Annotated in this window: 7 protein-coding genes; 5 read left to right on the forward strand and 2 right to left on the reverse strand. The window is 36.0% G+C overall.

The genetic code is table 11. The features are described from left to right. The first annotated feature begins 58 nt into the window (after window positions 1-58). The 5 genes from E1171_RS13565 to E1171_RS13585 are packed head-to-tail and all read left to right on the forward strand — an operon-like array spanning window position 59 to window position 7,394. The gene (locus E1171_RS13565; protein ID WP_246164341.1) at window positions 59-1,063 is read left to right on the forward strand and encodes an AAA family ATPase; all 1,005 of its coding nucleotides are present in this window, start codon (window positions 59-61) and stop codon (window positions 1,061-1,063) included. 8 nt (window positions 1,064-1,071) lie between these two features. Beyond that, window positions 1,072-1,962: a DUF58 domain-containing protein gene (locus E1171_RS13570; protein WP_187696445.1), complete on the forward strand. Its 891-nt coding sequence runs from the start codon at window positions 1,072-1,074 to the stop codon at window positions 1,960-1,962. 18 nt (window positions 1,963-1,980) lie between these two features. Next, on the forward strand, window positions 1,981-3,330 hold the full coding sequence (locus E1171_RS13575; protein WP_155206570.1) for a BatA domain-containing protein: 1,350 nt from the start codon (window positions 1,981-1,983) through the stop codon (window positions 3,328-3,330). 5 nt (window positions 3,331-3,335) lie between these two features. Then, a complete protein-coding gene (locus E1171_RS13580) occupies window positions 3,336-5,558 on the forward strand; it encodes a hypothetical protein (RefSeq protein ID WP_222931502.1) in 2,223 nt (740 codons plus the stop codon). Next, window positions 5,559-7,394 carry a hypothetical protein gene (locus tag E1171_RS13585; RefSeq protein WP_155206572.1) on the forward strand — a complete coding sequence of 612 codons (1,836 nt, stop codon included), beginning with the start codon at window positions 5,559-5,561 and terminating at the stop codon, window positions 7,392-7,394. Window positions 7,395-7,575: 181 nt separating this feature from the next. Here the strand turns inward: E1171_RS13585 and E1171_RS13590 are convergent, their stop codons facing one another. Beyond that, complete coding sequence (locus E1171_RS13590; RefSeq protein ID WP_155206573.1) at window positions 7,576-8,238, reverse strand: M50 family metallopeptidase; 663 nt, start codon at window positions 8,236-8,238, stop codon at window positions 7,576-7,578. Between the two features lie 248 nt (window positions 8,239-8,486). Then, on the reverse strand, window positions 8,487-8,805 hold a 319-nt coding region (locus tag E1171_RS23860; protein ID WP_187696446.1), incomplete at its 5' end, for a hypothetical protein.

An 8,805-nucleotide genomic window follows, 5' to 3' on the forward strand; every position in this document is an offset into this window, starting at 1 on the left:
TTTTTTTGGTAAGCTTTAAATTTTTTTGACGTAATATTAATATTAATCAATTAACACATTGACAAAACATACAAATACATTGGAAGAATTAGCTGTGCGAGTAGATGAATTGCAAAGTCGTCTTGGTGATTTAAAAGGAGAAATACAAAAAGTAATTATCGGACAAGAGGAAGTAATAGATCAATTATTGATCACTTTTATAGCAGGGGGCCATGCTCTTTTAGAAGGAGTTCCTGGCCTGGCAAAGACTTTAATGATTCGCACCCTGGCGCGCTGTGTTGATCTTCCTTTCAAACGTATTCAATTTACTCCTGATTTAATGCCTTCGGACATTATTGGAACCGAAGTATTGGAGGAAGATCCGATAAGTGGCAAACGTATTTTTCAGTTTAATAAAGGTCCTCTTTTTGCTAATATCGTATTGGCGGATGAAATCAATAGGACACCTCCAAAAACACAATCTGCTTTGTTAGAGGCTATGCAGGAGTATGAGGTTACGAGTGCAGGAAATACTTTTTCATTGAGTCGGCCTTATTTTATTTTAGCGACTCAGAATCCCATAGAGCAGGCAGGAACTTTTCCCTTACCTGAAGCACAATTAGATCGTTTTTTATTGAACATTCAATTAGATTACCCTAATGAAGAGGAGGAGTTTTCTATCCTCTCAGGAACCACAGGCACTCTTAATGCTCAGGTGAATAAAGTGATGAGTGCCCAGGAAATATTGGAATTGCAGACATTAGTTCGTGAAGTTTCCATTAGTGAAGATCTTTTAAGAAAAATTAATTTGTTGGTGCGTTCTACTCGTCCCAAGCATACCTCTATTGAGGTAGTTAAAAAATATATCAGTTGGGGGGGAGGTCCTAGAGCTGGACAAGCTTTGGTGGTATCCGCAAAAGCAAGGGCTTTATTAAAGGGTAGGTACGCTGTAGTAAAACAGGATATCCAAGAATTAGTCAAACCTGTTCTTCGGCATCGGGTATTAGCTAATTTTAAAGCCAAGGCTGATAAAAAGGGTGTGGATGAACTTATTATGCAAACCTTTAAAGAAATTGGTTTTTAGGAATGCCTATGCTCACCAACCAGGAATTATTGAAGCCCGAACTACTTCAAACAGTTGAGGGTTTGGAATTAATTGCGAAAGAAATTTTATCTGCTTATAGGTCAGGTCCTCATCCAGGGAAATTGAAAGGAGCCGGAGCAGAATTTAGTCAATATCGATCTTACCAGTGGGGTGATGATCTTCGGCAGATGGATTGGAAGTTATATGCCCGTTCAGATCGATTTTATATTCGTGAAGCTGAAACGGATAGCCAGGTGACTGTTCATTTTATCATTGACTTAAGTCTTTCAATGAGTCATGAAAGTAGGGGTCTAAGTAAACTAAATTATAGCCGTGGTTTAACAGCAGCTTTGGCCTATTTGGCCCTAGGTCAAGGAGATCGTATCCTTTTTTCTGCTCTTAATTCCCAAGAGAATATTTTAAAGCCCCCTCTGGAAGGTCGGGGTCGTCTTTCCGAGTTTTTGTATGAATTGAGCGAAATCAAGTGTGAGGGTAAATGGCCGGAGGAAATGGGGGAATTTTTGGCAGACAAAGAAACAGCTAATTCAAAACAAATGATTGTGTTTCTCTCTGACTTATATGAAGAAAAAGCGGAAATTTCAAAATTTTTGAAGAATGCCCAAGCTTCTGCCCATGAGGTGATTGTTTTTCATTTAATGGGTGGGAATGAATTAACCTTTGATTTTCCCTCCAATCCAGAATTTGTGGATCTGGAAACTGGAGAAAAGATTCAGTTGGATACCTCTTCTTATAAAGCGGTCTATATTGAAAAAATGAAAAAGGAGCTGGGCCTATTACAAGATCAAATGGCTAATTTAGGGGTGCATTACCAGCTGGTAAATATGGATCAGCCTATAAGTGACTGTTTGGAAGGGTTTATTCAAAGTCGAAATTATTAAGGGAAGTAAATTTTTAGGATGATATTTTTCACGGAACCTCTTTATTTATTTGGATTGGTGGGGTTAGCGATTCCTTTGCTGATTCATCTTTGGAATCAAAAGAAAGGGAAGTCTATTCAAATAGGGAGTGTTCGCTGGTTAAGAGGAATAGAGAGTAAAAAGGCAAAAAGATTGCAATTATCTCAATGGTGGCTTCTGCTATTGCGTTGTCTGATCCTTGTTCTCTTGTCATTTATAATATCTTCTCCTTTTACTAATTGGTTTTTTTCTAAACCGGAGAATTTGGTGAAATTGGCTCTGGTGGACCCTCAAATACATCAGGAGGATACAATAAAAGCTAAGTTAGTAGAACTTAAAAAGGAGGGTTTTGATATTAGGTGGCTTTCTCAGGGTTTTCCTACTATAGAAACTCCGCCAAAAAAGGATAGAATCATCAATTATTGGTCTTTATTGAAGGAAATTGATATAAAAAAGCACTGGAGACCAGATACTATCCATGTAATTGGTCGTTCCCTAATTAAAAATTTTAGAGGTAAAAGACCAAAATTTTCATTTCATGTGAATTGGCATCTTTTGTTTTCAGAAGGAAATGACAGGCAGTTAATTGAATTGCAATCAGCAGGATTAGATAGTTTAAAAGCTGTTTTTTCCAATTCTTCGAAAAATGGAACTTTTATTAGTCAGCAAAAATATGCTACATTAGAAAAAGACCAATTGTTGGAAAATGCTAATGCAGGACAGATGGAGAGTCCAATAAAAAAAAGGGATTGGGCCGATAGTGTAGTGGTTGTCCATTCACTTGAATTTGAAGAGGACGCTCAACTAATTATAGCAGGATTCCGCGCTGTTAGCAGGTATACAGGGCATTCATTGGTTTTAAATAAGGTTTTGGAAAAAGATTTTATAAAAGAAGAGATTCAGGGGGAAGGGAAAGGCCTTGTTTTACTATTGGAAAAACCTTTGAAATATGAACTTTCAATGGAAAATAATCCTTTTGTTTTGCTTTATAATAAAGGAAAGGAAGATTACGGATTAAAAGAATTAATTAAGCATTCTCCTGAAAATGGCGTTAATTACTTTAATTTAACTAGAAGATTAAATTCTGATAGTGAAATTCTACCTTCAGAACTGCCTGTGGCAGAAAGTTTACTGGTGAACTTTTTTACCTTAAGAGATGCTGAGAATAGAGTTCATAAACTGGACCAAAGGGGAATTGATATTCAACAGGTCAAAGGAATTAATAAGGGGTTGTCAAAAGTATTGACAGGAGAGGGAAATAAACCCAAATCGTTATATCCCTTTCTTTGGGTGCTAATGGTAATTCTGTTGACTTTGGAACGCTTTGTAGCAGTAGGTAAGACCATATGAATAGAATGAAATCAGATATCACAGGTTTGTTAAAAAAGTGGAGGTTGATTCGCATTTTGGAATTGCTATTGATGGCAGTTTCTTTTGCGAGTGTAGCCACTGCCTTGCTTAGCCTATATTTGGGAAAGGAGCTGGTTATTTTTGCATTCTTAATGTTTTTCTTTGGATTTCTTCTTTTCCGTTTTTTGACCACGGCCCATCATATAGTTGATCAAAAGGAATTAGAAATTTTCCTTGATGAGCATTTCCCAAAACTGGAAAATAGTTCGTCTTTGCTTTTTAGGAATAAGAAAGACTTGTCTGGCCTGGCTGCATTGCAGTATGGAAAGATTTCAGGGGTATTTGAGGAATTGAAATCTCATATAAAACTCCCTAATCGTCTTTTGACTTACTTTATTATTCTAATTTGCTCGGGGGTATTGTCATTCATTATTACAAAATGGGGCCCAAAAGTGCAAAAAGTTGAAACAGAACAAATTTCTACCGGTCCTTTTGGTCATTCTTATTATCAGGGATTGGATTCTGCTTCCTTACATCCTATTCTTGACACAGTAATAGTTACTTTTCAGTTTCCTTCGTATACGGGTTTGCCAAAGGCTACTCACCATCATTTGGATATAAATGTTTTAAAAGGTACAGATGTTACCTGGGAGCTTCGCTTTAATAAATCAGTAGATTCTGCTTTTTTTATTTTTGCTAATCTGGATACTTTAAAATTGGAGAAGAAAACAGGTGGGTTTTATGCGAAACAAAAGGTGGAGAACAGCTCCCTTTATCGCTTGATTTCATGGAGGGATGGAGTGGAGTATGATTATAAAGTATTTTCCCGTCAGGAGGTAATTCCCGATTTAGCTCCCAAGATTGAGGTTAGTGGTGTAGAACCTTTTATGAGGATGGACTTTGATAGCACCTTTAGTTTAAAAATAGAAGCTAAGATAAAGGACGATTTTCATGTAAGAGATGCTTGGATTATAGCAACAGTAAGTAAGGGTTCCGGTGAGTCGGTAAAATTTCGGGAGGAAAGAATTGAATTTGATTCCAGGGAAAAATTGAAGACTAACATAGTTTCGTTTCATAAAAAACTGAAGTTAAAGGATCTGGGGCTAGAACCAGGGGATGAGCTTTATTTCTATGTTGTAGCCAAAGATAATCATGAACCAATTCCCCAATTTAGTAGGAGTTCCACTTATCATTTAGTGTTAAATGATACCACAAGGGTTGTTACTTCAGTGCTAGAGGGAAAAGGTATTGATCAAATGCCAGAATATTTTAGAAGCCAACGACAGATTATTATTGACACGGAAAAGTTAATTAAGGATAAAGTAAATATTGGTAGAGCTGATTTCAAAAACAGAAGTAATATGTTGGCTAATGACCAAAAAATACTTCGATTACGTTATGGTCAATTTTTAGGAGAGGAATTTGAGTCTTTTATTGGTCCAGGAGTGGAGAGTTTATTGGAATCTGTTAATTCGGAAAAGGATGGACATGTTTCCGAGGAGGAAGAGAATCATCATGCTCCAGAAGAGGGATCCGATAGGGAAGGAAGCTCTTTTGGTACAATAGGAATAGAAGCGCACCAATATATTCACAACCATGATCCTGCGGGTACCTCAACTTTTTTTGATGATCAGATTAAAGCTACCTTAAAGGCTGCTCTAGCAAATATGTGGGAGGCCGAACTTCGACTTCGTTTATTTGAACCTCAAAAGGCTTTAAAGTTTGAGAATATGGCTCTTGATTTGATTAAGCAAGTTCAGCAAAAATCCAGAGTATATGTAGAAAGGCTGGGTTTTGATCCTCCTCCTTTGAAACCCGAGGAAAGTCGGTTTTCCGGCGATCTAAAGGAGATACGACATTTGACTTTTGGTAATCAATTTCAGGAAAAGGATGACATTGAACTTATTCAACAAGCCGTGGAGATAATTGAAATTCAAAAACAGGGGGGGAGTAAAATAGAGGATGATAATAAAGAAGTCTTAAAAATAGCAGGGGATCACTTGGCGGCCTTTCTTTTGGATAATCCAGGTCAAGATCTTTCTGTGTTGAGTATTCTACATAAATTATTAGAAAATGAGGGTTTTGCTCAAAAGGATTATGAAGAATTAGACGAACTTCAACAAACCTTTCTTAAAGCCCTTCCAAATTCGAGGGTTTCACTTTCAAAGCAGGAGGGGAAAAGACAGTCTTTACAAGATATTTTTTTGGAAGAATTTGGCACTAATTAAATGAATTGGAATTTTAGCGAATTTTTAAATACGGAGGCATTTTTTAGTTTTTCCGTCATAATATGCCTTTTCTTATTTGTTTTTTTGATAAAACTGGCTTTAAAAAAACGGAAGGGGCTTATTCCAAGAATTGTGGCCATCGTTGTATTAATTGCTTCCCTATTTTGTTTAGCCATTAGACCTTCTATTTTTAAGGAAAAAGAGGAAAGGAAAGCCATTATTCTTACCCCAAATTTTTCAAAAATATGGGTGGATAGTCTTCTTGCAGAGTTCCCTGAAGCATACACATTTTCAATGGATACCACAGATAGCCTTTCTTCTCTTCCTAAAATAAATGCTCCTGATCTTTCCTACATTTTACGAAACTATACAAATATTGATGAGTTTTTCATATGTGGCATAGGTTTGTCAGATGAGGACCTTCGATTAATTAAAGATAGGAAGTTCACTTACTTTTCTGCTGATCCCCCTCGGGGAATTATCACTTTTGAGCTTCCCAAACCTATCCATTTAGGAGAAAAGTTTTTTTTGAAAGGTGTTTATCATGATTTAAATTCCAATGGTAAAACTCTTTACCTTAAAGGGCCGGAGGGAATTTTGGATTCCCTGGTTTTTAATCGGGACAAATTTCAGGAATTTTCTTTTCAACATAGACCAAAAGTTGTTGGCAATTATTTATATCAATTCCTAATTAAGGACAAGGAGGGGAACTTTTTAGACAAGGAGGAATTTCCTGTTCGAATCAAAAAAAAGGAGCCGACCAATATAGTATTTTTAAATAGTCAGCCAGGGTTTGAAATTCGATTTTTGACGAATTGGTTGTCGGACCAGGGGCATCACCTTTTAACCAGAACAGCCATTTCGAAAGAAAAATACCGTTTTGGTTTTTTTAATGGAGAGAATCTTAGGCAATTTGCTATTAATAAAAGCTTACTAAAAAATACGGACCTCTTAATTACAGATTTGCAAGCCTTAATGGATTTAAAGTCTAATGAAAGGCAATACCTGAAGTCTGCCGTTGAAAATGAGGGCATGGGAGTGTTATTATTAGCCACTCAAGCAGATTTTTCAACCCAGAAAATTAATAGATCCCCTTTATTTAGGAGTTTTAATTACAATGAGGTACAGAATAGGGAAAAGGAAATCCAATTTGGAAAGGAATCATTTTCATTGGAGGTTTTACCCTTTTCATTGAAAAGGGATTTTAATCAGTTTCCAATTTTCAAAAATAAGGAGTTAGAAGGAGTAGTCGGATGGAAATTATCTGGGAGGGGAAAGAGTGGTTTAAATCTTGCACAGAACACTTTCCAATGGGTTTTGGAAGGGAGACAGCAGGTTTATGATTATTATTGGTCAGAAGTCCTAAAACCTCTGTTAAAAAAGAAGGGACCGGACGTGAAATGGTATAATCCAGAAAAATTGGCCATTCAACATGAGCCTATGGAACTGAGAGTCTTTATAAATGGGAGCGATTCATTGCCTCCTGCTAATATTAAGGGCCCTTCAGGCCAGCTCATTAACCTTCCTTTGATGGAAGATTATCAATTTTCGGAGGAATGGAAAACTACTTTTTGGCCTTTAGAGGCAGGTTGGCACCAATTAAATATTCACCAAAGAGATCCTTCAGGTCATTTATTTGTTTTTTCAGATTCTAGTTGGCAGAGTTTAAGGGAAGCGGAATTAATTAGAAATAATCATTATTGGAGTTCGGTCCAAAGGAATGATAATCAAGAGATAGCAAAACAACTGGAGAAAGAAGAAATACCACTTTTTTGGTTTGCATTTCTTTTTCTCTTGGCCCTTTCATATTTGTGGTTTGAAGAGAAATTTTTGTAAAAGGGTGAGGTAAATTGTCGAATCTGAAAATTTAGGTCCCATGGAAGGAGGAAATTAAAATCTCACATCTTTTACCTGTAAATTACCCAATAGCACCCCTTTTAAAAGATTATAAAAAGGTAAACCTTAGTTATTTCCTTAAAGATTACCCTCTTCATTCTTCATTAAAATAGAGGCCCGCTTATTTTTTGAGGATCATTTTTAAATTAAGACTACACAAAATAATTACAATAGCCAGCCAGAAATACATCCAAACATCTTGAGGAATCACCTTGAATAACTGGGTGTACCTTTTTAAATCGGAAAAAGGGCCCACTCTAAAATCAGAAATAATACTTAACAGACTGGCAAAACCTAAAAACAACAAAACTTCCTTTTCTCTCATCCTTTTTCTCACAATCCAAAAAAGGGCTGCAGCATATAAAAGAAGAATAATGGAGGAGAAAAAAGTATGATGCCACCAAATAGCCGTAAAGACCATGGTTATCCCTATGAAAATCAAGGTTTTTCCTGCCCAATTGTTTTTCCGTAGACTAATGTAAAGGAGGATATTTCCTAAAATTGCACTGCCAATATAACCACCCATTAAAATCATTCCCTCTACTCCGCCTGATGTTTTTGTGAAACCACTGCCATCGGCATTTAATTGAACAGACCATACTTTTCCCCCTGTTATTAAGGTGGCGAGAGCGTGACCAAATTCGTGAAGATAGGTGGTTAACAAAGTTATGGGATAGAGAATTATTCGACCAAAGGGAATATAAAACTGTAATGCTAAATAAAGCACCAAACAAACCAATAAAGTTGAAAAGTTCGAAGAGAAGATGTTTTTTTTCTGAGTCAAGGCAGTAATTTTTGCTAAAAATAATATTTTGATATAAAAGACAAAAATTCAAATTTGTATGTGACCTAAGTTCCCTTCCCTTATTCTTTATTTCAGGCATATCATAAAGCGACTTCTTTTCATTAGATGTGTTATCAAACTTACCTTTTATGAAATGGTAACCTGGTTTGTGTTTTGGCATTTATGTCCCATGTATAGGCTATTGAGAAAAGGGAAAAGGTGGAATTTCCAAAATAAAGGATTAACTGTTAGGCTGCCTTAAAAAAAGGTTTGTATTTTTTCTTAAAGCATAGTTTATGGATATGCTTTTGAAGTGAGCTGGTTACGGTTTTAAGATGGTGATCCAATTCAGTTTTAAGATGGAAATGTTTTGACCACAACAGATAGTTTTCTTCTGGTAAAGTTTCAATAAACTGACCTAAACTATCAGTAAGAACAATATAGTCATGCCAATCACCTAATTCGGTTGATAGTATCTTTAATTTTTTATTGAGTTGACAATAATCTTTTTCCTCAATATGAGCATATTTTATTAATAGGTCCTGAACATAAAATGCTTTTTTGGAC

The sequence above is a fragment of the Xanthovirga aplysinae genome (assembly GCF_009711365.1).
Taxonomy (GTDB): Bacteria; Bacteroidota; Bacteroidia; order Cytophagales; family Cyclobacteriaceae; genus Xanthovirga; species Xanthovirga aplysinae.